Below are 22781 nucleotides of genomic sequence, written 5' to 3' on the forward strand. Positions count from 1 at the left end.
CATCACCAAGAACATCACAGGAGGCGACGCAATGAGTGACCCGATGAACGTCCTGCCCCCCGAGCACCGGCGGCTCCGGATTGGCGACGCCTGGCGCGACGCCGCCGGCGGAGCCACCTTTGTCGTCGAGGATCCGGCCACTGGCAAGACCATCGCCGAGGTGTCGGACGCCGACGTCGTTGACGGGCTCGCCGCTCTGGACGCGGCGAGCAAGGCAATGGCGGAGTGGGCGGCGACACCGCCGCGAAAACGGTCGGAGTTGTTGACCGCGACGCACCGGGCACTGACCGAGCGATCCGAGGAGATCGCCCGGCTGATAACGCTCGAGATGGGCAAGCCGCTCGCCGAGGCTCGGGGAGAGGTGGCCTACGGCGCCGAGTTCTTCCGTTGGTTCGCCGAGGAGGCGGTGCGCGTCGAGGGGCGCTACAACACCGCTCCCGCTGGTGGATATCGCATCCTCACCGTGCCGAAGCCGGTCGGACCGTGCGTCTTCGTGACGCCCTGGAACTTTCCGTTGGCCATGGGTGCCCGGAAGATCGCTCCTGCGCTGGCGGCGGGCTGCACGACGATCACCAAGCCGGCAGCCCGGACGCCACTCACCATGTTGTTCCTGGCCCGCATCATGGAGGAGGTCGGCGTTCCCCCGGGCGTCGTCAACGTCGTGACAACCGAGCGTTCCGGCGAGGTGGTCTCAGCACTGCTGGCCGACCGCCGGACCCGCAAGCTTTCGTTCACCGGGTCGACCGAGGTCGGGCGCGTGCTGTTACGACAGGCGGCGGACAACGTGCTGCGCACCTCCATGGAACTGGGTGGCAACGCGGCCTTGATCGTGTGTGCCGACGCGGACCTGGACGTCGCGCTCGACGGTGCCATGGTGGCCAAGATGCGCAACATCGGGGAGTCCTGCATCGCGGCGAACCGAATCTACGTCGAGGAGCCGGTGCGCGAGGAGTTCACGGCGCGCTTCGCCCAGCGGATGGGCGCGCTCTCGGTGGGCCATGGTCTCGACGACGGCGTGGACGTCGGGGCGTTGATCGACGATGCCTCGGTCACCGAGATCGACGAACTCGTCGCCGACGCGGTCAATCGCGGCGCCCGCGTCCTGGTGGGCGGCGAGCGTCCGGATGGGCCAGGCCATTTCTACCCGCCTACGGTCATCGTCGACGTGCCCGAAGACGCGCGGATACTGCAGGCGGAAATCTTCGGCCCGGTGGCGCCGATTATTTCGTTCACGTCCGACGACGAGGTCATGGCGAAGGCCAACGACACCGAGCACGGCCTGGCCGGATACGTCTTCACCCGTGACCTCCAACGGGCGCTCCGGTTCACCGAGGGGTTAGAGACGGGGATGGTCGGCATCAACCGCGGTCTGATCTCGGACCCGTCAGCTCCGTTCGGAGGCGTGAAGCAGTCCGGGATCGGCAAGGAGGGGTCGCACGAGGGCATCCTTGAGTACCTCGACGTCACCTACGCGGCGATCGACCTACCGTGACCGGTTTGCTGCTCCGGGTGCCCGCCGAGGATCACCGCGCCCCGTGCACACATGACCTGACCGGCCTCCACCCGTGGGGCGGGACCCGGGCCATGGCCGGCACGAATCCGCTGGCACCCGGGGACGCCGTCGACTCCGCCGGTGTGCGCGCCACAGACGCGGCCGCGGCGGTGGATGGGGCGATCAGCCCTTTCGGTGGTCCCAAAGGCTACGCCCTCGGGCTCATGATCGAGGTGCTGGTCGCGACCTTGACTCGTACCGCCCTTGGCGACGATGTCCGCGGGACCCTCGACCCGACTGACCCGCCCACCAGGGGCGACGTCTTCATCGCGATGGACCCGAGGGCGCCCGGGCACGACCGAGTCTGGGAGCCCGGCGCGCGCCTGCGCCACCCGGCAGCCGACGCCGTCCCGGTCTCGCAGGTGAACTGGACGTCCGCCCAGCACATCACCGCCGACGTTCCAGAGAGGCACTGACATGCTTGAGACCGTCCGCGGACCACGCCAGCTGATAGTGGGCGAAGGGGTCGCGCAGAACATCCCACGAGTGGTGGCCGAGTGTGGCTCGCGAGTCCTCATCGTGACCGACCGGGTTCTTCTGGGGCAGCCGGGCGTGGCCGAGATCGTGGCCGCCGTGCGGGAGAAGGTCGAAGTCGTCGGGGTGTTTGCCGACGCGACTCCGGACGTGCCACTCGCCGATGTCGCCCTGGCCGTCTCGGTCGCCGCAGAGGTGGACGCCGACGTAATCCTCGCCATCGGGGGTGGCACGGTGATCGACCTCGCCAAAATCGTCGGCGTCATCCGGCGCCACGGTGGGATGCCGCCCGACTTCTACGGCGAGTCGAAGGTGCCGGGGCCGACGATTCCTCTCGTCGCGGTCCCGACGACGTCAGGCACCGGCTCCGAGCTCACGCCCGTCTCGGTGTTGACCGACCCGGACCGCGAGCTGAAGGTAGGGGTCTCCAGCGTCCACATCGTGCCCGACTTCGCCATCGTCGACCCCGAGCTCACCTACACCTGCCCTGCGACCGTCACTGCCCACTCCGGCATCGACGCGTTTTGTCACGCGGTGGAGAGCTACACCGCGCGACCCCGGGCCCACGGACCGCGCGACCCGGTGGAGCAGGTCTTCCTCGGCCGCAACCCGATCACCGATCACTACGCGCTCCTGGCTGCGAAGCGGATCGCCCGCAGCTTGCCCCATGTCGTCAGGGACGGAGGCGACAAGGACGCGCGCGCGGACATGTCCTATGGGTCCATGCTAGCCGGGCTCGCATTTTCCCACGCAGGCAACGCGGCTCCGCACGCCCTCCAGTACCCCATCGGCGCAGCCACCCACACACCGCACGGCCTGGGCGTCGGGCTGCTGCTGCCCTACGCGCTGGACGCGGCCAGAGATGCCATCGGCGACCGGTTGGCCATCCTCGCCGGGGTGTGCGGGCTCGACGTGACCGACGCCTCGGATGCCGAGGCCGCAGATACGTTCCTCACCTGGCTCGACGGGCTCCTTGCCGACATCGGCATCCCTGCCACCTTGGCGGACATCGGCGTGGCGCGCGCCGACCTCCCGCGCTTCGCGGAGATGGCCAGTGGCGTCACCCGCTTGATCCAGAACCATCCAGGCCCGACCGACACGGCCAGTCTGACCGCGATCCTCGAAGCGGCCTGGATCGGGGACCGGACCCGACACGTCCTGACTCCGGAGCAGAGATAGTGACGGGCCTTTCACATGACGACGAGTTCCCTGCCCCACCCTGGGTATCGGAATTGTCGGCTACGACTTAGTACTACAGCAGTACCTCGTGGCTTGACCTGGGGAAACGTCGAGTGGTGGGAGTGTAGCGGGCAGGATGCCGTCACGGACGGCTTCTGCCCGCTCGCCCCTCGAAGGAGTGCCCACGACGGCAAAGTCGTCCCGGCCGGGGAAGCCTCGCGTCGTGATCACCGAACAGGCAGCCGAGACCTGGGACCGCGACCTGGACCACCTCTTCACCACCATCGGGCACCACTTCAGCCGCGTCGAACCACGCCGCCGCATGCGGGACTACGTACGCGGACTGTTCGCCCCGGTGGCCCGCAAGAACAGCTGGCAGCTCGCCGAACACGTCGGCCACGCCACCCCCGACGGACTGCAGCACCTGCTCTCCCGAGCCCACTGGAACCCCGACAACATCGGCGACGACCTGCAGACCTACATCGCCGAACACCTCGGCCGCCCCCACGGGGTACTGATCATCGACGACACCGGCTTCCTGAAGAAAGGCCGCGAATCCGCAGGAGTGCAGCGGCAGTACTCCGGAACCGCCGGGGCTTGTTTCTGAATAACTGTCAGGATTGATCTTGGCGGTGCTCGTCAGGCAGCCGGACTCGAAGCTGTTCGAGGGTCCGGGCGGGTGGTCCGGGCATGGGTGTGACGGCGATGCGGTGCAGGTCCAGGAGCCGGTGGCCGTCCTGGAATTGGTTGGAGAGGTTGGTGCGGGTGACGCCCAGCAGCCGGGCCAGGAGTGTGCTGGTGATCGCCCTGCGTCGGCGCAAGAGCGCGGCCAGGAGGCGGTGGTAGTGGTCGAGGCTGCTGGTCTGCGGGTGGAGGTAGCTGCGGGGACGGTGGAAGCGGCGCTGGAAGGCCGCCTCGGCCAGCGCGTCCCAGTACGGCTCGGAGACTGCCACCAGGCGTTCGAAGTCGGACCGCGGCATGCCGGTCAAAGTCGGATCGCTGAGTATCTCGGTCAGGGCCGGGTCGATCCGCCGGGCGGTCGCCGGCTCCGGCCCGCGGCATCGCGCGGACCAGGCCGGACGGTGGGGAATCGCGGCTGTCCCACTTGGCGGTGCCGCCACCGTGCCCGATCCCGGGCCGTCCGCTGCCCGCACGCCATCCAGGCATGAAGATCACGCACTGCGGCTGGAGCGCTGGAAGGCCAGTGCCAAGCACATGAACTTCCGTGCCACGCTCGCCGGGAGGCCACCCAAGCGTGGATGCCGCCCCGAGCGTCGACCGCGCATTTGATCGCGACCTGCGACTGAAGGGCCTCACCCTTTCTGCGAATGCGCCGTCCAGCGACGTCAGGCGTGATGTGCCGATTCCAAAACTGGGCCAGAACTTCGTCGGGGGGAGGGTGAGTCATGGCCGAGTGAAGGAATGTGCTGCTGTGGCGGAATTTGGCGTAGCGAGCGCTGTCCTGCCGGGCTACCTCCTGAGTCGGGCAGATAATCCGCAACACCCTCTTGGGGGTGCCGATGAGTGAAAGACCTCGTCGGCGGCATCGTTCGGACCCCTAGGGTGGCGCCACTCGCACGCCGGACAGTTCCCAGTCGGGGGCGATCGTGCTGGTCGCGATGCTTCTACCCGGCGGCGGAGTGTCCCCGGGACTCAGAAAATGATCAGGCGGCCCTCGGAAATGACCTCGCTGGACTCGCTTCCGCGTTTTCCGTTCGGGGCAATCCTCATGAGGCCCCGGTCCACAGCTCCGGGACATCCCAAGCCTCACGGAAGCTGCGCAGGAATCCTCGCCCCACGCCTGCGAACCATTATCGAGAGCCCCCAAAAACGGAGCCGCGCTGATCTCAGTTCCCATCCGCCGAGGCCGCACGTCGCACGCCAAAGGCGGCCCGCCGCCCTGGCAGGGCGTCCCTATGCTCTCGATCGCAAGATCAGCAAGCATCGGGAGGTGCTCCTTCATGTCCATACCCCGCATACCCGCCCGCGCAAGGCGAAGGCGGATACGTGCCGGCGTGGTTGGGCTGGCCATAGCCGGACTCATGGCGTCCCTGCCCGCCAACGCCGTGGCGGCGACGGCCGCACCGTCCGCGACCGTCGCGGCCCCGGTCGCGTCGACGGCATCCGCGTCCGACTGGCCGTACGCGGGTGGCGACCTCGGCGACACGCACAACGCGGCCGCCGAGCGCACCATCGGCACGGACAACGTGGCCAACCTGAAGACGAAGTGGACCTTCACCACAGGAGACAGCGTTTCGGCCACGCCGACCGTGGTGGACGGCTACGTGTACGCGCCGGACTGGGCAGGCAACCTGTACAAGGTGCAGGCGACGACCGGTCAGAAGATCTGGAGCCACCAGATCAGCGAGTACACCGGGACCGCCGGCGACATCTCGCGGCTCAGCCCCGCGTACTGGAACGGCGAGATCGTCACCGGGTCGGGCGAGCAGCGCAGCGACAGCACGGACGGCGCGTTCCTCTTCGGGATCGACGCCCTGACCGGCACCAGGCTCTGGAAGACCCAGATCGACGCCGACCCAGCCGCCATCGCGACCTCGTCGCCCGTCATCGCCGACGGTGTCGTGTACGTCGGCGTGTCGTCCAAGGCCGAGAAGTTCCCCCCGCCGTACACCTTCCGCGGCAGCGTTGTCGCCCTGGACGCCGTCACCGGCAAGAAGCTGTGGAAGACCTACGTCGTTCCCGAGGGCTACACCGGCGGCGCCGTGTGGGGCAGCAACCCGGTGGTCGACGAGAAGACCGGGCTGGTGTACGTCGGAACGGGGAACAACTACACCGTGCCGCCCGGCGTATGCACCTCCTCCGACGAGACCGACTGCGATCCCGGGGCGGCCGACAACTACCAGGACTCCATCGTCGCCTTCGATATGCACACCGGCGAGATCGTCTGGGGCACCAAGACCCTGACCGCCGACACCTGGACCGTCGGCCAGCGGTTCGGTGACGACTTCGACTTCGGCGCTGGTCCCAACCTCTTCACCACCACCGTCGACGGCAAGACCACCGACCTGCTCGGTATCGGCCAGAAGAGCGGCGTCTACTGGACGCTCGACCCGGCCACCGGAAAGATCGTCTGGGCCACGGCGGTCGGCCCCGGCGGCAACCTCGGTGGCCTGCAGTGGGGCTCGGCGGCCGACGGCAAGCGCATCTACGTCGCCAACACCAACACCAACCACCTGCCCGTGACGCTCACGTCCGCGACCGGGCAGAAGTCGACCACCACGGGCGGATTCTGGGCGGCCCTCGACCCGGCCACCGGGAAAATCCTGTGGGAGACCGCGACGCCCGGCTCGGCGTCCCCCATGTCCTTCGTGTCCAGCGCGAACGGCATCGTCTACGGCGGATCCACGAACCCCACCGGCAACAACATGTACGCCCTGGACGCCGCGACCGGCGCCGTCAAGTGGGGCTTCCCCAGCGGGGGCGCGGTCCTCGGCGGCGCGTCGATCGTGGACGGCTCGGTGTACTGGGGCTCCGGGTACCACACCCAGAACCTGGGCCCGTTCTTCCCGACCAAGGGTGACAACAACAAGCTCTACGCGTTCTCCCTTCCGCAGACCCTTCCGCAGACCGTCTACGTCTCGCCGACCGCCGTTCCCTCCGCGGCCGACACCAGTTGCAGCACTCCCGCCTTCAGCTCGATCAACGCGGCTGTCAAGGCAGTGGCCGGCGGTGGTCGAGTCGTCGTCTGCAACGGCACGTTCCACGAGGACATCGCGGTGTCCAAGCCGCTGGCTCTCGAAGCCCGTTCGAACGTCACCATCGACGCTACCGACCTCATCAACGGCATCGAGATCAGCGCGCCCGACGTCACGGTGACCGGGTTCACGGTGAAGAACGCCGTCGGCGAGGGCATCCTGGTCAACAGCGTAAAGAACGCGACCATCGCGAACACCATCGTCACGGGCAACAACACCGGTACGGGCCCGAACGCCGTCGCCAATTCCTACGCTCCGTGCCGGCCGACGCAGGACAAGCCTGGTGACTGCGGCGGAGGCATCCACTTGCTCGGCAGTTCCAACGCCACCGTGCTGGCCAGCACCGTCAGCGGCAACAGCTCCGGGATCGTCATCAGCGACGAGACAGGTCCCGCCTCGGGCAGCACCTTCAGCGGGAACTCCGTACACGGCAACGCCCTGGGCTCCGGCTTCACCCTGGTCTCCCGCAACGGGTCGGCGGCTCCTGGAGGCGTGCGCGCCCCCAGTGCCGGTGGCGTCTTCGGCAACAGCGTCACCAGCAACAACGTGTTCGACAACGGACTTGAGGCGGGCGGCGGCGGGATCACCCTCGCGTCGGCCGTGGCCGGCGGCGCGGTCTACGGCAACACCGTGCAGAGCAACGTCGTGACCGGCAACGGCTGGGCGGCTGTGGCTGTGCACGGTGGCGCGTCAGGCCTGGACCTGGGCGGCAACGTCGTCAGCAACAACCAGATCGGCACCAACAACGTCGTGGGGGACTCCTACACGGGCACCACGCACGATCTGCAGTCGACGGGTCTGCTTGTGAGCACCGTGGAGCCGATGTCCATCCAGATCACCGGAAATACGATCTCCAGCAACGTCTTCGGCATTTGGACGCACGGCCCGGTCACGGCGGCCAACGCCGCCGGAGCCAACAACTTCAGCAACGTCACCACCCCGGTGTCGGCTCACTAGAGCCCGTCCACCGCCCCGGCGTGCCGTGGAAGGCACGCCGAGCCGCGTCCTGCCGAAGGCCCATTCGGCAGGACGCGGCGGCGCGCCGCTGAGAGCCGTCGACTGCATCGAGGCGAGCAGCGACGGCGGGCGAAGTGAGGTCCGCCCGTGGACGAAAGCCCGGTTGTGGACCGGGAATCGTCCGCTCGCGGCCCGGAGCGGGAAGCTCCCGCTCCTTCGCGGCATCAGTGAACGAGCGAGCTCGGTGTCTCGCCGAACTGCCGCTTGAAGGCCCGGCTGAAGTGGCTCACATCGGCGAAGTGCCATCGAGCCGCTACGGCGGATACGGTGTACCTCCCGCCCAGTGCGACGAGTTCTTCGCGCGCTCGCTCCAAACGGCGCCGCCGGACGTATGCCATCAGGGACTCATCGACTTCGGCGAAAGCTCGGTGCAATGTGCGAACCGAGACCGACAGAGTCCTTGCCACCTCGGCCGGAGACAGGTGAGGCTCCAGGAGCCGGGCTTCCACGCAGTTGCGGGCAGCCGTGCGCAGCGAAGGGCGGAAGGCAGGGTCGGCGGACACCCCTCGGGACATGAGCGCGCCTGCCAGCAACTGCACGACGGATTGCTGAGCGGCGTGGACGCCTGCCGGACTCAATTCACCCCGCATCCTGCGGATCAGATGAAGCTGTCCCAGCAGCAGCCGCGCCTCGGGAGCTTTCTGGGAGATGACCGTGAGCGTCGGCAGCTGGTCGAGTCCGGTGCCGGTCAGTGTTTCGGAGGGCAGCAGCAGTACCCGCGCCCGTGTGCCGGGGCGGTAGGAGAACTCCCGCGGCACCTGTGCATCCCGTACGCACATCGTGCCCGGTGGGACCTGAACGGTACGACCTGCTTCGGTGAGGCTCAGCCCGCCACTGTGCATGATGTGAACCACCGTGCGTCGCTCCGTGGCCCGCTTCATGCCTATGACGCCTTCCACCGCGTCGCCGTATTGTTCGCTCACGGCAATGTCCCCGATCTCGGAGGAGTCCACCCAGCACCGGTAATGGCCTGTCGTGTACTGCCGCGGAACGCGCAACGAGTGCACGTGCCAAGGACGAGCGTCGTTCAGTTTCCGCCACCGCTGTCTCAGCAACTCGTCGCGCTGCGCGTGAGCCAGTGCAACCTGGATGTGCATGCGAGGTGAACTGGAGTTGGACGGCGAGTCGACGCCCGAGATGCCTGGCATGATCACATCCGAAGTGTATATGGTCACCTGACCGCGATCGTGCGCCGGGAAATCACCGGAACCACACCCACGCGCCAAGTCCGTCGGCATGTAGGTCGGTGGCCGGATCAAGCAGTCCGATCGTTCCGGAAGAGCTGGTACGGAAGCGGGCGGAGATGCGGTGCGCGTGCCGGTCCGTGCCGGTGACTCTGCTGATATGTGCGCCGACCTTCGAGGTAGGACAGGCCGTGCGAGCCCGTCAAGCTTGATTCACAAGTACCGCTGGCCATGCCAAGCTGCGTAGCAGCCGTCAGTCGGCCGTGGCAGGGCCGGCCCCGCTCGCCCTGGGTGCGCGGCGATTCCGGCGGCCCTCAGCTGAGCTGCTCACCGCGTCCGACGGCGATGCCCTCGGGGCCACGGACGTAGCAGAGCCGGTTGACGTTCTCGTACTGGTGCGCCAGACGTGCCTTTTGCAGCAGCAAAGGGCGGTGGCGATACCGCGGAAGGCCAGTCATCGAGGGGATCGCGGTCGTATCGGTGGTTGAGCCGGCGGTAGTCGGCCCGCCAGGACACGGTGCGCCCGGGCTCACCTTCGGCGCTGGAGGAGGAGCCGACCGACGCGGCGTGGCCCGGCAGCACGGACGCCTGTGGCATCACCCCGGCCGGGCATCACCTCTCAGCCCGCTCCAAGGCGCAAGGCACCACCGCAGCCGTCCGCTGCTCGGGACGGCCGACACCACCCCCGGCACCTTCAGGCCCAGCACCTCCCGCTCCTTCCGCGGCACAGGCCTGAACCGGTCAGTCGGGCTCTGCACATCGACCGCCTGATGCGGACGTACTCAGTTGTACGTCGCGGTCGCGATGACTGGCTGAGAGCTGGGGACTCCCCAATGCCGGGATGACCTGCGCACCCCCGATGACCACGACCACCAGGCCTACAAGGCGGATGTCGGCGTTCAAAACCGTCCACGCCCACCAGTGAGAAGACCCCAAGCCGGTCATGGCTGACCTGGTGCTGATCGTGGGCGCCGTCGACGAGCCGACCCTGAGCGCGGGACCGGCGCCGTGGGAACGGGCGCCCGCCCGCCGCCGGGGCAGAGTCCCCGTGAGCCGACGCCACGTGTCCGCACCACGGACGTCCGCACAGCCCCCTTCGGCTGGTCATGCCCATTCCACTGTTTCGGCGGGGCGGCGGGGGGACGGCAGCCGATGCACCGAAGAAGGATGACGGGGGCTGCCGCACGGGAAAACAAGTCATCACACTCATGCTCGGCCACGCGTCGATGCGTACGCTCACCTTCGCGGCCATCACCGGACTGGGCTTCGAACGGGATCTGGTTCCGATATGCCGTATCCGCACATGACGACAGGTTCATGGCGATTCGGAAGGTGAGAGGTCTTGCATGCCCGCCCATGAGCTGTGGGAACCCGCCATGACGGATCGTGGTGGGGTGTGCGCGGACCGGCGTGAATCAGACCGCCGGAAAGCCTGCCGGCATGCCGTGTCTGCCGTCCGGATTCCATGGCGTGCATGCGTTCAGTGCGGTCCCAGGACGACCGCGTGGGATCGGCGGGCGCACCGCGGGAAGTAGCGGCGCAGCCTCTGTGGTCAGTGCCTGTATTCGGCGGAAGCCGGCGATGTGGTGACCCGTACCGGGTGCCCTGCATGACGACGGGCTCGCTCACCGGTGGATCCGGACACGGGCGGGCGTACAAGCCGTCGGAGAAACGAACATCAAGGAGTGGACAGCACGTGGCAGCGCATAAGAGGCGGACCTTCTTCGGGATCGCGGGAGGCGCCGTGGCCGGCGTGGCCGGCTACGGGGGGATGAATCTGCTGGCCGGTGGGGGCGCCGAGGCCAAGGCTGCGGTGGACACGTCGGCGCGGCTGAGCGGTGGCAAGGCCCTGGACCTCGAGGGCCCCTCCTCGCCGCGGGTGACCGAGCTGACGCCGTTCAAGGACGAGCTGCCGATCCCGCCCACTCTGAGGCCCTCGAGCCGGGACACCACTGAGGTGCGCCTGGTCGAGAAGAAGATACGTCTGCACTCGCAGCTCCCCGCGACCCGCATGTGGACGTACGAGGGTTACTTTCCCGGCCCGACCATCGAGGCCCGGCGTGGTCAGCGGTTCCGGCTGGCCTGGCGGAACGAGCTCACCGGCACCAGCCCCGTCAAGGGCGTCTTCGTGGAGCCCGAGGGGCCGCCGCCGGGCTTCCTGTCCCTGAACACCCCCGGCTCGCGGGGCGCGAAGGAGCGGCCGGAGGTGGCCGCGCTGACCGCTTGGACCTCGGTCCACCTGCACGGCGGCCGGCAGCACGCGATCTCCGACGGCGCCCCGGACTCGGGCGTGACCCGCGGCAGCGCGCAGCTCGCCGAGTACACCAATGACACGGCCGCGGCGCACCTCTTCTACCATGATCACGCCATGCCGGTGACCGCGCTCAACGTGATGGCGGGCCTGCTCGGCAACTACATCATCCGTGACGAGAACGAGGACCGCCTCGATCTGCCGCGCGGCCGGTACGAGATCCCGCTGACCATCGCCGATGTCAACTTCGACACCGACGGCAAGGGGCGGATCAACGGGCAGCTCCTCGCGAAGCGGATCCAGGTCGGCCCGTCCATCCCCGGGGTGATGGCGGCCGCCGTGCAGTTCCAGGGCCCCTACACCATGGTCAACGGCCGGGTGTGGCCCTACCTCGACGTGGAGGCCACCGCCTACCGCTTCCGCGTGGTGAACGCCTCCAACGCCCGGGCCTACATCCTCGCTCTGGTGGACGAGGAGACCGGGCAGCCCGTCAAGGGCGCGATCAAGGTCGTCGGCACCGACATGGGCCTGCTCGACAAGCCGCAGGGCGTCGAGGGGAGCCTGACCCTGACCCCTGCCGAGCGCGTTGACATCGTGATCGACTTCGCGGCTTTCCGCGGCCGGCGGCTCAGGCTCGTCAACGTCGCGCCCGGCGCCCCCGGTGCGCCTCCCGCCCCAGCGGGCACGCCCGTGCCCGCGGCCGGCGTGCCGTACCCGCAGGTCATGCAGTTCCGCGTGGGCAGGGGGCGGAAGCAGTCCTACGTCGCGCCGAAGAAGCTGGACCCGCGATTCAAGCACCTGACCGCGTCCGACATCCCGCAGGACGCGGTCGAGCGCTTCGTCATGCTCTCCTTCGACCCGATGGGCATGCCGACGATCATGGAGCTGCAGGAGGCTCCGGCGGGCACGGGCACCGGCAAGGGCGTCGTGCAGCTCGCCCTGCCCGGCGGAACCCGTACCTTCCGCGTCGTGGGCAAGCACTTCGAGGACGCCACCAACTTCTTCGCCGCGGCGGGGAGCTGGGAGAAGTGGACGTTCATCAGCGTGGGCCCGGTGCAGCAGCAGATCCAGCACCCGATGCACATCCACCTGATGAACTTCCAGCTCCTCGAGCGCCGCATGGTCGACGGCACAGCCTTCGACACCGCGCTGGGCGGCACCACCAGGCCGATCACCATCAAGGACGCGATGCCGATCGCCGTCAGTGAGTCAGGATGGAAGGACACCGTCAACATGCCGGCGAACTCCATGGTGACCGTCGCCGGCCAGTTCGGACGCGAGACCGGCCGGTTTATGTATCACTGCCACATCCTCGACCACGAGGACGAGGGCATGATGCGTCCCTTCGTCGTCATGCCGCCGGAGGTGCTCACCCTGCAGAACATGATGCTGAAGATGATGAACACCCCGGGCAAGCCCGCCGCCGGCGGTGGCGCCGTGCCGCCGATGGACCACGGGGCGATGGACCACGGGGCCATGGGCTGACGGGCTGGGTGCGGCGGGCCTCCCTGTCCAAGGCCCGCCGCACGGTGGCCGCGACCGGAGGAGCACGGGAGGAGTCCGGCAGCGGTCAGGAGAGGATGGAGAGGGCAGGGCCGGGCCCGGCTGTTTCCCCTCGGATCCTTCCGTGATCGTGCCGCCGCTCAGGAACGGTGACCCCCAGCACACACCCGCCGGGTCTCCGTCGGACCACCTGGGCGGCCGACCCAGAGATACGCGACGAACCCGTCTCGGCGAACCGGCTCGAGATCCCTCCCAGGGCCCCGCGTTCTCGCGACCGGCGCTGAGATGTCACGTGAGTCCGAGGTGGCCGGGGGACGCAGCGTGGCCACACGCCGGCCGGCGCACGCGTGCGACGCCTCCCCGCCTGGGCGGTCCTGCCGACACCGACCGATTCGGGGCCGCATCACGCCAGGAGACGGGCGAGACGATCAGGATGGGCGCCGATCTCCTCCTTCACGACTCCCGAAGTCGTGGCGCGTTGCGAACACGACGGCGATCCCCCAGCCGCCAAGGCCACGGGGGGCCGTGAGGGGCCCGGCACAGCTGCCGCGCCTGGAACGAAACGGCGGCAGTGGGCGTTCAAGGAAGACGGTGGGCGCCTTACGGCCGGCTCGGACAGCGGTCCGGTCCGGGGCCCCGTCCCCGGCAGCCGCCCACCACGGTCTGGACCCGCTGCCGCTCCCCCGGCAGCGGCCGAACAACTGCACCACCGGGGCGCACAGACGCTGTGCGCCCTGTGTGATCCAAGTAATTGGGAGACGTTCGTGAGCCGCGATCACCGTTCGCACGACTGCGAACCGGGCGAACTGGTCGGGCGTCAAAAGGACCTGGAGCTGATCGACGACCTTTTCGACCGTCCGGCGGGCGCCCTCGGGGCGCTGCTGCTGTCGGGCGAGCCCGGGGTGGGCAAGACCGCCCTGCTGGACGCGGTCGCCCGGCGCGCTTCGGCGGCCGGTGTCCGCGTCCTGCGGGCGGCGGGCGCGGAATTCGAGACGGGTATGACGTACTCCGCGCTCAACCAGCTGCTTCTCCCTCTCCATGAGGAGATCGAGGCGCTCGACGACCTCTACCGTGAGGCACTGCGGGTGGCGCTGGGGTTCGGTACAGGTGCAACACCGCAAAGCCTCGTCGTCGCCAACGCCGCACTGGCGTTGCTGCGTCGTGCGGCCGCGGAGCAGCCGTTGTTGCTGGTCGTGGACGACCTTCCCTGGGTCGACCGGGCCAGTGCCGTGGTCCTCGGGCTTGTGGCCCGCCGCCTCAGCGGCACCGGTATCACCTTCCTGGCTGCGGCCCGCGGGGGAAGCAGGGGCTTCTTCGACGGCACGGGCCTGCCCACACACGAGGTCCTGCCCCTGGACCACCGATCCGCGTGCCGACTCGTCGGCCTCCGTCATCCGGGCCTGGTGTGGAGCGTGGTGGACCGGGTCCTCACCGCCGCCCACGGCAATCCGCTCGCACTGCTGGAGCTGCCCACCGCCTTGACCGGACCCCAGCGTTCCGCGCTGGAGCGCCTCCCCGAGGTCCTTCCCTTGGGCCGGCGCCTGGAAGCCCTCTTCGCCGGGCGCGTAGCCGGGATGCCGCCCGCCTCGCGCCGTCTGCTCCTGATCGCCGCGCTGGACGGGACCGGTGACCTGGCCGTCCTGCAACGCGCGGGACAGCACCCCTCTGTCCAGGCCACGCTGGTTGACCTGGGCCCCGCTGAACAGGACGACCTGGTCCGGATCGACGACAGCGGCCACCGCCTGGGTTTCCGGCACCCGTTGATCCGCTCGGCGGTCGTCGGAGCCTCCACCACCGCGGAGCGCCGTGCGGCACACTGCACCATCGCCGACGTGCTGCATGACCAGCTCGAACGCCGGGCGTGGCATCTGGGCGAAGCGTCCGTGGAGCCCGACGAGGAGGTCGCGGCCCTCCTCGAACGCAGCGCCCACATGGCTGGCACACGCGGTGACTCCTTCGCCGCGATCCGGGCCCTCACGCGGGCCGGGCACCTGAGCCCCGCGGCGCCCGACCGCGCCCGCCGGCTCGCCCAGGCAGCCTTCATCAGCGCCGACGCGACCGGCGAACTGGCCAGCGCCTCCCACCTCCTCCAAGACGCCCGGCAAGCCGGCACCGACGACCACGCCTCCCTCTACTCGGCGGCCACCACGGTCCACCTCATGCTCAACGGCACCGGGGACATCGACCCGGCCCACCAAGTGATGGTCAACGCCATCGAGAAGACGCTCCACCGGCGTGGCTCCTACGATCCCGCGCTCGACGAAGCCCTCTACGTGCTGATCCTGCTGTGCCACTTCAGCGGCCGGCAGGAACTGTGGCAGGCCTTCCACAGGATCGTGGCACGCCTTCCCGACGTGCCCGCGGTGATCACGGTGTCCGCGGCGGCGCTCGGCGATCCCGCACGGGTCGGCGTCGCCGCGCTGCGCGAATTGGACGAACTGCTCGCCGGGCTTGCCCATGAGAGCGATCCGACGAAGATCGTCCGCATCGGCACCGCGGGCGTCTACGTGGACAGGCTGTCCCGTGCGCGCGACGCTGCCCGCCGTATCCATGGCCAGGAACAGGGCGCGGGCCTGGCCGTCAAGAAGCTCGGGGTTCTTCCGCTCCTGTGCCAGGACGCGTTCAACACCGGCCGTTGGGACGAGACGATCCGCCTGGCCGACGAAGGACTGCTGCTCAGCGGGCAGGTCGACTACCCGTCCTACACCTGGTACTTCCGGTACGAGAAGGCACTGGTCGCGGCGGCACGCGGTGATGTCGGTTCCGTTGTGGAGACGGCCGACGCGATGACGTCCCAGGCCGCGTCCCGGGGCGTGGGCCACATGATGAGTACTGCAGCGCACCTGCGGGTGCTGGCGGCGCTGGCGGAAGGGGACTTCGAGAGCGCGTTCCGGCACGCGGAGGCCATCAGCCCGGCCGGCTCGCTGGCGCGCTACGTCCCGCACGCGGTCTGGGTGGTGATGGACCTGGTGGAAGCCGCCCTGCGCACCGACCGCCGGGCGGCGGCGACCGCCCATGTGCGGGCCGTTCAGGAAGCCGGGATCGCACACATCTCGCCACGCCTCGCGCTCCTTGTCGGCGGCGCCACGGCCTTGGCGGCCACGGACACCGACGAGGCGACGGCACTGTTCGAGCGGACGCTGTCGCTTCCCGGCATCGACGACTGGCCCTTTGAGCGGGCCCGGGTGACCCTCGCCTACGGCGAACGGTTGTGGCAAGCGAGGAAGACCAAAGCCGCCAGAAAGACGTTGGTGACCGCGCTGCACATCTTCGAAGAGCTCGGCGCGCGTCCATGGGCCGACCGGGCCGTACGCCACCTCAAGGCAGCCGGGTGGGCGACCCGGCACAAGTCGGACCCCGCCGGGCTCACGCCACAGGAATCCGAGGTCGCCCGGCTCGCTGCCTCCGGACTCACCAACAAGCAGATCGCCGAGAAGCTCCACCTCTCCCACCGCACCGTGAGCGGCCACCTCTACCAGGTCTTTCCCAAACTTGGGATCACCACCCGCGCCGCGCTGCGCGACGCCCTGGCCGACCTGGACCGGCCCTGACCACGTCGCGGCGGTTCCGTCCGGCCTGACCCGGCAGCCGCGCCCTGACCCCCCGCCCCAAGCGACCCCGCCGTCTCGACGACACCGGCCGTAGGGCGCCGGCCCCTCGGGCGGAACGAGAGAACGACAAAGCCCTCGAGGTGGATCCTCGGCACCCGGTTCAGTTGAGATCGCTCCGTCATCCCTTACCTGGGCCGCGTGGTCAAGTCATCTGGCCGATGCACGGGGATGCGTCCTCTTGGCATGCTCCTCTGGCGGCTGTGGCCCGTTCTCCGTTTCCGGCAAAGCAAGCGCCTTGATTCGTAGCGCTTGGCCTGCCGGAAAGCCCCGCTCGGCAGCCTTCTTCGACGGCGACGGTATCGCAGCCCACCGGGCGGTCCGGTCTTACACGACGTCGTGCCCGGTCGACGAATACCGGCCGCATCCCGTGGCGGGATGTGCTGCCGCGATACAAGGGAAGAGAACATGGCTCCACTCGTCAATGAACCTATGGCCGACACGCGCGACATGTACATGGCCCACGCGGGGCTGCGCCGGGAGTTCCGGCTGCTGCCCGGCCTCATCCGGTCCGTCGCGCCGGGAGACATCCGGCGCGCGGAGGTTGTCGGTGCCCACGCCGCTCTGGTGTGCGCCGTCCTGCACCAGCACCACGAAGGCGAGGACCTGCTGCTGTGGCCCAAGCTCGTGGAGCGCGGGGGCGCGGAGGCGGCGGCCATCGTGCCGACCATGGAGCAGCAGCACCAGGCCATCGAGGACGGACACACGGAGGTCACCGGGCTGCTCGGCGGCTGGCGCTCAACCGGGCAGGGCGGCGAAGCGCTCGCTGACGCGTTCGAGAGGCTGACGGCCGCTCTCGTGGAACACATGGCGCTGGAAGAGGAGCAGATCCTGCCGCTGGTCGAGAAGCATCTCACCGCGAAGGAGTGGCACCAGCTCGCCGAGCACGGCAAGGCGGTCACTCCGAAGAAGGTCATGGCGCTCGTCTTCGGAATGGCGATGTACGAGGGCGACCCCGAGGTCGTCAAGGCCGTCCTCGCGCTGGCCCCCCTGCCCGTTCGGCTGCTCGTCCCGGCCATGGCACGCCGCCAGTATGCGGCCCACGCCAAGCGGGTCCACGGCACTGCCACACCGCCCCGCATCGGCGCCTGAATTCCCCTCTCGGAGGCTGTGGTCTGGGATGCCGGGCGGGGGCCAACTCCGCCCGGCGTGATCAATTCATCTGCGAATGAGGCCGCAGCCGGCGGCTCGCGCACACGCAACAGGGCCGGGCGCCCACGATGACGCACGGCCCTGCTGACGCTTCCCGACTACTTCTGCGGGAGCAGCACGTCATAGACCTGGTCGATCTCGCCGGAGCTCGTCCATCCGGCCTTGGCGAACGCCACAGCGCCGGTGCCGTAGCCCAGGGCGTCGCCCAGGACCTCCACCACGTCTTCGATCAGCCCTGCGGGCACGCCGACCCCATGACATGGCGCGCTCCACACAGCCGTTGAGACGGACGCGTGCGGTCATTTCTCCTCGACATCCGCGATCCGGCTGACATCCCACTGCCTCCGCAACCCATCGACAAACGCGGTTCCTAGAAATGAACGAAGCCAGGACGTGGACCGCTGGTGGCGTCCTTCCTCCGCCGCTTCGACCTGGAGCACACCTTTTGGCTGATGAAGCAGACCCCGGGCTGGACCGCCCGGGGCGGGGGCCGCGCCCGTGGCGGCTCCCGCCTTTGGCGTTGCGGCGGGGGTTGCGCCGGGCGTTGCGTGGGCCGTTGCGGCAGGGGTTGCGAAGGGCGTTGCGCCCAGGCCGATGACCGGGCTGTATTCGCCCTGGTCACAGGTGGTTTTGCGGGCGCCTGCGGGTCTGACTTCGCCTGTGTGGGGGTTGGTGGTGTGGTGCGGCTTGTCACTGTGCGGGGGTGCGCCTGCCTCTTTGGCCGTTGCGGGGGCGGGCTTGGGAGCCGCTGCGCTGGGTTGGCGTTGGGGCGGAGGCCCGCGCGGGGGACGGGCCGCGGGGTGTCCGGGCCTGACGCGGCGGGCGGCACTGTACCGCGGTCACCTGGCAGGCGTTGGTTCTTGCCACGAGGACTTGCGTGTCTGTCCTGCGAGGGTTGGCCTGCCTGTCAGGGCGGAGGAAAGGACGGCTGGGATGAGGGCGGCGGACTGGGGCGGGCAGGCGGCGTGCCGTATCAGCGATGCGGATGCGCTGTTCGTTGAAGGTGCCGAGCAGCACCGGGCCAAGGCCGTCTGCACGGGCTGCATGGTACGTACCGAGTGCCTGGCCTACGCGCTGGATCACCGGATTGAGGACGGCATCTGGGGCGGCATGACCGAGCGGGAACGGGACCCCCCTGAGTGGTGGGCACCCTGACGCCGACCCCGGTGGGGGTCGGGAGAGGGTGACCGATTACGGTGATGAAGGTCTATTCGCCCGAGTTCAAGGCCGATGTCGTGGCCCTGTTCCACTCGGACCCCGATCTCACGATCGCGCAGACCGCGCGTGACCTGGGGATCAATGCGGAGACCCTGCGGAACTGGATCCGCGCCGACCGCGCCCGCGGCGGCAGCACCACCGGCATGACCAGGAAGAACGTGACCAGCACCACCCCGGCCTCCGAGGCCACCAGCGAGGAGCTCGAAGCCCGCGTCCAGGCCCTGGAGGCCGAGCTGAAGGCCGCCCGCAAGGAGAACGCCACCCTCGCCACCGAGCGGGACATCCTGCGCGAGGCGACAAAGTTTTCCGCCTCGGAGATGACCTGGTAGGCCGCTGCCGGTTCATCGAGGATCATCGCGAGACCTACCCGGTCCAGCGGATGTGCCAGGTCCTCGACGTCCACCGCTCCAGCTACTACAAGTGGCGCCACGGCCGTGAGGCCCGCGCCGCGCGGGAGTGCGAGGACGAGGCCCTGGCCGAGAAGATCACCACCATCCACGCTGAGTCCGACCAGGCGTATGGGGCTCCACGTATCACCGCCGAGCTCCGCGACACGCACGGCATGGAGATCAACGAGAAGAAGGTCGCCCGCGTGATGCGCTGCGAGGGTGGTTCAGGTCGCGCCAGTCCCGGGGCGACATTCCGTATGTCTGCCTGAACACCTTGCTGAAGTGGGACGCGTCCACGAAACCCCAGCGCCGTCCGGTCGCCGCGATGGTGCGCAAGGGCCCGTGCGGGCCGGCCAATTCCCGCCTGCACTCGGCCAGTCGGCGTGTACGGATCCAGTCGCCGAGGGTGATACCCGAGCGGGCCAGTACGGCGTAGAGATGTCGCACGGAGACGCCGTGGACGGCGGCGATCCGTGCGGCCGACAGATCGGGGTCAGCCAGATGCGCCTGAACGTACTGAGTTACCCGCTGGGTGAGCGTCGCCTCCAACGGCGCCTTGGCCAGGCCAGAGTTGCCGTGCTGGGTTGCCAGGACGGCGCGGAGCAGTTCGATGCTGGGGGTGACGACGGAATCGGCGTCCCGAGCACCCTGATGGATCTCGTCGCTGACGGCCAACTGTGAGAAGTAGGTGAAGGCGAGCCGCGCGACGGGATTGCCGGGCCCCAGGGCGACCGCCGCCACATCTCTCAACAGCCGCTCGGGCAGCGCCAGTGCGGCACGGGGGAAACGCAGGAAGTGGTGGTCGACTCCCTCGTCGAAGAGAAGCGTGTACGGGGCGACGGACTCGTAGACGGCGCACTCGCCCGGCCTCAGCACGCACTCGCGGCCGTTCTGCACCACCAGACTGGTCCCCGTCATCTGCACGCCGAGGAAGACGGCCGGCTCCTCGTCCTCCCGGGCCAGCCGTTCCGTCCGGTGGATAGTGACGGAGGTCGCGCGCGCCGAACAGATCCGAAGGGGGCCGACAGTGCCGAGACCCAGGCGTACGGAGATGCCGTCGGTCGGGGGACCGTGATCGATGTCGACCGCCACGATGGAATCTCGCACCGCGTTCCGGACCACTTCCTCCCGGTCCTGCGGTGGCGTGAATGCGGTGTCCAGAACCGGGCTCATGCGCCGGGCCTTTGCCCGCGTCCGCCACCCGGTCGGCCTGACGCCGGCCTGCCCCGTTTCCCCACGCGTCACCCTTCGAACGACTCACCCGGACCTCAGTTTGCCGGTCTCGTCATCCAACGTGCAGCTAATTCGACAGGCGTACACAAAGGCATCACCGCCCTCTTCCGGCACCCTCACCGGAGACGGTGCACGACGGACAAAGAAGCCTGCACGTATGACAAAGGCCGGGTTCCACGCCGCCGCTAGTGTCCATGGCCGAGCCCCGGGACAGCACCGCGAGCCGTCGTCGGGCCGCCACGGAAACGACAGTGCTTCTCGCACGGAGAGGAACGACAGGCATGCGCAGGACAGGCAGGAGCAGGGCACTTCTGGCGACCGGGACCTTGCTGGGGGCCCTGACAGCAGTGGCGTCCGCCGCCGTCCCGGCCCACGCGGCGGACGGGGTGTGCACGGGAGCGGCCTCGGTGCAGAACGGATCGACGGGCCGGCACTTTGTGTACCCGATCAACGTCGCCAACAACACCATCTACTGCTACCTGCAGGCCGGGCACACCGGTCCGGGAGTCAGGGCCCTGCAGAAGAACATGAACAGCTGTTACGGCAAGAAGCTTGAACTCGATGGCATCTTCGGGTCGGACACCAGGAATGCTCTGCGTGACGTCCAGGGCAGGATCGGTGCGGTGATCGACTGTGTCTACGGCCGGGAGACCTTGGCCAAGATGAAGTGGGCCCGCTACAGCAACGAAACCGGCGCCAAGTACGACTGCGCCTGAGCTTGACGTTGCCTCGCAGGTCACCCGACCTGCGGATCCCACAGCGTGATCAAGATTCTCATGCCTGCCCGATACTTCCCATGAGGAGCATGATGTCTTTCCGTACGTCCCACAACAAGCCGCGCGTCCTTGCTGCCCTGGGTGCCCTGGGTGCCGTACTCGCCTGCGGTGTTGCCGTCTCCCCCTCCGCGAGCGCGGCCGGTATATACCCGACCTGCAACACCACCAAGGCTGTCTCCATCACCTCGGGTCACTCCGTCACGGTTCCCGCCTACGGCAGCTCCAAGACCCTGACCTGCAAACTGGTACTCGACCAGGACACGGAGAACCCGGCCGTGAAGGCGCTGCAGCGGAGCCTGAAGAATTGCGAGGGTTACTCCTACCTTGGCGTCGATGGTTTCTACGGCCCGCAGACGTTCCTCGCTGTTGATGCCCTCCAGGAGAAGTATGGGCTCTTCCAGGACGGCATCTACGGCCCGGACACCCGTGACAGCATGAAGCACTACAGTTCTACGCTGGGCTGCGCCCGCCTCTGACACCGCGGTTCAGCGCCTGAGGGCACTGGCCGTCCCTCGCCGCTTCGGCCGGATCCCCGGCCGGAGCGGCGATGCCGCTTGTCGGCGCCGCACCATGGCCGCGCGACTTCCTTGCCGGGCAGCGGCGCGACCCCGCTGTCGTAGTCCGAGGCGAGCCGGCCGCGCCTCCATACCGGCCAGCTCCTTTTGCAACAGCTCCGCACGTTCCTTCAGCCCTTCCCCTGCCGTGCAGGCGGTTACCAGCGCATGCCGAGCGCGTCGAGGTCCGCCCGCCGTTGTCCGGTCAGCTTCGCCACCGACGGACGGCGATCCGCCTGCACCTCGCGGGGCCTGGAACTCGGGTAGGTCACCAGGGTGAAATCGCCTGTCAGCCTTCATACAGAGGAGTGATGTGCAGGCCGCGGTTGTGGTTGCACGGCTCGGATAGCTATCAAGATCAGGGTGCGGCTCCGGCGCCAAGGTCATCGACCGGATCACCCCGGCAGGTGGTGGACCCGAGGTCCAACTACGCAACTCCACTCGGTGCAGCGCCGCCTGGGCACGCATCCAGAAGGCGAACAGCAGCTGGCGGTTCAAGATCCAGATCCGGGGCGGAGCGACCTACTCAGCGAATGCCTCGCCCTCCTACGCCGCCTACACCCAGATGGTCGGATCGAGCAACGCCTACCGCGCCTGCGTCGAGATCTACGACGGCCAGGGAGGCAGCTGGTCTTGTACCGGCTGGCACTGAAGCAAGCCACTCACCGGGCAACTGCCCAGCATCGCTGTCGGATCAGCCGTCTGCCTGCCTCCCCAGCAAGCAGCCTCTGCGCACACCGGCATCATCAGTGATGTGACCGAACTCCGCGGCTACCAGGATGAAGACCGGCTAGCGGATCCCGGACTTCATCCCCAGGTGCAAACGACAACCGCTAACGGGCCAGGTATCGACGGCTCTATGGCGATGAGGTCATGCGGGACTGGTCCGAAAATGAAGCTTGAGACCAGGTCAGCGTGATGAACTCGGGTGTTTAAGCGGCCTCGATGGGGTCGAAGCGGACGGTGAGGCCGAGG

Annotated in this window: 15 protein-coding genes and 3 pseudogenes; 14 read left to right on the forward strand and 4 right to left on the reverse strand. The window is 68.6% G+C overall.

Features of this window, described 5'->3' with window-relative positions:
- Window positions 1-31: 31 nt before the first annotated feature.
- The 4 genes and pseudogenes from ACFYYN_RS36345 to ACFYYN_RS36360 all read left to right on the forward strand — a co-directional run.
- A complete protein-coding gene (locus ACFYYN_RS36345; RefSeq protein WP_500549126.1) occupies window positions 32-1492 on the forward strand; it encodes an NAD-dependent succinate-semialdehyde dehydrogenase in 1461 nt (486 codons plus the stop codon).
- Window positions 1493-1584: 92 nt separating this feature from the next.
- Window positions 1585-1968: an Ldh family oxidoreductase gene (locus ACFYYN_RS36350; protein ID WP_500549127.1), complete on the forward strand. Its 384-nt coding sequence runs from the start codon at window positions 1585-1587 to the stop codon at window positions 1966-1968.
- 1 nt (window position 1969) lies between these two features.
- Entirely contained in the window at window positions 1970-3205 is a 1236-nt protein-coding gene (locus ACFYYN_RS36355; protein ID WP_500549128.1) for an iron-containing alcohol dehydrogenase, read from the forward strand.
- Between the two features lie 262 nt (window positions 3206-3467).
- Window positions 3468-3800, forward strand: a pseudogene (locus ACFYYN_RS36360) (transposase); the annotation flags it as partial.
- Window positions 3801-3819: 19 nt separating this feature from the next.
- Here ACFYYN_RS36360 and ACFYYN_RS36365 read toward each other — a convergent pair.
- On the reverse strand, window positions 3820-4185 hold the full coding sequence (locus tag ACFYYN_RS36365) for a hypothetical protein (RefSeq protein WP_500549129.1): 366 nt from the start codon (window positions 4183-4185) through the stop codon (window positions 3820-3822).
- A gap of 1062 nt (window positions 4186-5247) precedes the next feature.
- On the opposite strand from ACFYYN_RS36365, the gene ACFYYN_RS36370 reads away from it, so the two are divergent.
- The gene (locus tag ACFYYN_RS36370; protein WP_500549130.1) at window positions 5248-7878 is read left to right on the forward strand and encodes an outer membrane protein assembly factor BamB family protein; all 2631 of its coding nucleotides are present in this window, start codon (window positions 5248-5250) and stop codon (window positions 7876-7878) included.
- Between the two features lie 224 nt (window positions 7879-8102).
- Here ACFYYN_RS36370 and ACFYYN_RS36375 read toward each other — a convergent pair whose 3' ends face one another.
- On the reverse strand, window positions 8103-9086 hold the full coding sequence (locus ACFYYN_RS36375) for a helix-turn-helix domain-containing protein (RefSeq protein WP_500549142.1): 984 nt from the start codon (window positions 9084-9086) through the stop codon (window positions 8103-8105).
- A gap of 1732 nt (window positions 9087-10818) precedes the next feature.
- Here ACFYYN_RS36375 and ACFYYN_RS36380 point away from each other — a divergent pair.
- The 3 genes from ACFYYN_RS36380 to ACFYYN_RS36390 all read left to right on the forward strand — a co-directional run bounded on the left by ACFYYN_RS36380 (window position 10819) and on the right by ACFYYN_RS36390 (window position 17576).
- The gene (locus tag ACFYYN_RS36380; RefSeq protein WP_500549131.1) at window positions 10819-12858 is read left to right on the forward strand and encodes a multicopper oxidase family protein; all 2040 of its coding nucleotides are present in this window, start codon (window positions 10819-10821) and stop codon (window positions 12856-12858) included.
- 782 nt (window positions 12859-13640) lie between these two features.
- Complete coding sequence (locus ACFYYN_RS36385; RefSeq protein WP_500549132.1) at window positions 13641-16427, forward strand: ATP-binding protein; 2787 nt, start codon at window positions 13641-13643, stop codon at window positions 16425-16427.
- 489 nt (window positions 16428-16916) lie between these two features.
- Window positions 16917-17576, forward strand: a complete 660-nt coding sequence (locus tag ACFYYN_RS36390; protein WP_326570056.1) for a hemerythrin domain-containing protein — start codon at window positions 16917-16919, stop codon at window positions 17574-17576.
- A gap of 158 nt (window positions 17577-17734) precedes the next feature.
- Here ACFYYN_RS36390 and ACFYYN_RS36395 read toward each other — a convergent pair whose 3' ends face one another.
- A complete protein-coding gene (locus ACFYYN_RS36395) occupies window positions 17735-17881 on the reverse strand; it encodes a hypothetical protein (protein ID WP_500549133.1) in 147 nt (48 codons plus the stop codon).
- A 688-nt stretch (window positions 17882-18569) separates the two neighbouring features.
- On the opposite strand from ACFYYN_RS36395, the pseudogene ACFYYN_RS36400 reads away from it, so the two are divergent.
- The 3 genes and pseudogenes from ACFYYN_RS36400 to ACFYYN_RS36410 all read left to right on the forward strand — a co-directional run.
- Window positions 18570-18764: pseudogene (locus tag ACFYYN_RS36400) on the forward strand (WhiB family transcriptional regulator); the annotation flags it as partial.
- Window positions 18765-18835: 71 nt separating this feature from the next.
- On the forward strand, window positions 18836-19183 hold the full coding sequence (locus ACFYYN_RS36405; protein WP_500549143.1) for a transposase: 348 nt from the start codon (window positions 18836-18838) through the stop codon (window positions 19181-19183).
- A gap of 50 nt (window positions 19184-19233) precedes the next feature.
- A complete protein-coding gene (locus ACFYYN_RS36410) occupies window positions 19234-19512 on the forward strand; it encodes an IS3 family transposase (protein WP_500549134.1) in 279 nt (92 codons plus the stop codon).
- On the opposite strand, the gene ACFYYN_RS36415 is transcribed toward ACFYYN_RS36410, so the two are convergent.
- Entirely contained in the window at window positions 19424-20416 is a 993-nt protein-coding gene (locus ACFYYN_RS36415) for an AraC-like ligand-binding domain-containing protein (RefSeq protein ID WP_500549135.1), read from the reverse strand. The genes ACFYYN_RS36410 and ACFYYN_RS36415 overlap by 89 nt on opposite strands.
- Window positions 20417-20757: 341 nt before the next feature.
- On the opposite strand from ACFYYN_RS36415, the gene ACFYYN_RS36420 reads away from it, so the two are divergent.
- The 3 genes and pseudogenes from ACFYYN_RS36420 to ACFYYN_RS36430 form a co-directional block, all read left to right on the forward strand.
- Entirely contained in the window at window positions 20758-21192 is a 435-nt protein-coding gene (locus ACFYYN_RS36420; protein WP_500549136.1) for a peptidoglycan-binding domain-containing protein, read from the forward strand.
- An 89-nt stretch (window positions 21193-21281) separates the two neighbouring features.
- Window positions 21282-21728, forward strand: coding sequence for a peptidoglycan-binding domain-containing protein (locus tag ACFYYN_RS36425; protein ID WP_500549137.1), 447 nt, complete (start codon window positions 21282-21284; stop codon window positions 21726-21728).
- Between the two features lie 451 nt (window positions 21729-22179).
- Window positions 22180-22458 (forward strand): annotated as a pseudogene (locus ACFYYN_RS36430) (DUF2690 domain-containing protein); the annotation flags it as partial.
- Window positions 22459-22781 lie beyond the last annotated feature (323 nt).

Origin of the sequence: Streptomyces sp. NPDC001902 (assembly GCF_042891295.1) — a bacterium.
In the GTDB taxonomy this organism is placed as follows: domain Bacteria; phylum Actinomycetota; class Actinomycetes; order Streptomycetales; family Streptomycetaceae; genus Actinacidiphila.